The 466-nt window shown below is 71.9% G+C and carries 1 protein-coding gene; it reads left to right on the forward strand.

What is annotated here, in order from left to right:
- Positions 1 to 10: 10 nt before the first annotated feature.
- A partial coding sequence (locus K9U37_RS19805; protein ID WP_372489579.1) for a putative transposase occupies positions 11 to 466 on the forward strand: 456 nt, incomplete at its 3' end.

Here is a 466-nt window from a genome sequence, read left to right on the forward strand (position 1 = left end):
GTTCTATTCGCTGGATACGATGTTGTGCGAGAGCGTGTTCCGCGCCCTGCTCGGGGAAGCCCGCGCCGAGGGCGCCGCCCGGATCGACCCGCCCGCGCTGGGCCGGGTGCTGGGGTTGGACCGGGCCCCGGAAGTCAAGACGATCCGCCGCAAGATCGGGCTGCTCGCCGAAGCGGGTCGGGCCGGCGACTGGATCGCCGCGATGGCACGCCGTCATGTCGAGGACCGGCCCGAGCAGGCGGCGGTGTGCTATGTCGACGGGCATGTCCGCGCCTATCAGGGCACCCGCAAGATCGCCAAAACCCATGTGCCGCGGTTGAAGTTCCCCGCCCCCGCGACGGTGGAAACCTGGGTCGCCGACGCCGCGGGGGATCCGCTGCTGGTGGTGATGGCCGAACCGGGCGCCTCGCTGGCCGCCGAGCTGCGCCGGTTGATCCCGCAGCTGCGCGCCATGGTCGGCGACGAG

The organism is Candidatus Mycolicibacterium alkanivorans, assembly GCF_022760805.1.
GTDB lineage: Bacteria > Actinomycetota > Actinomycetes > Mycobacteriales > Mycobacteriaceae > Mycobacterium > Mycobacterium alkanivorans.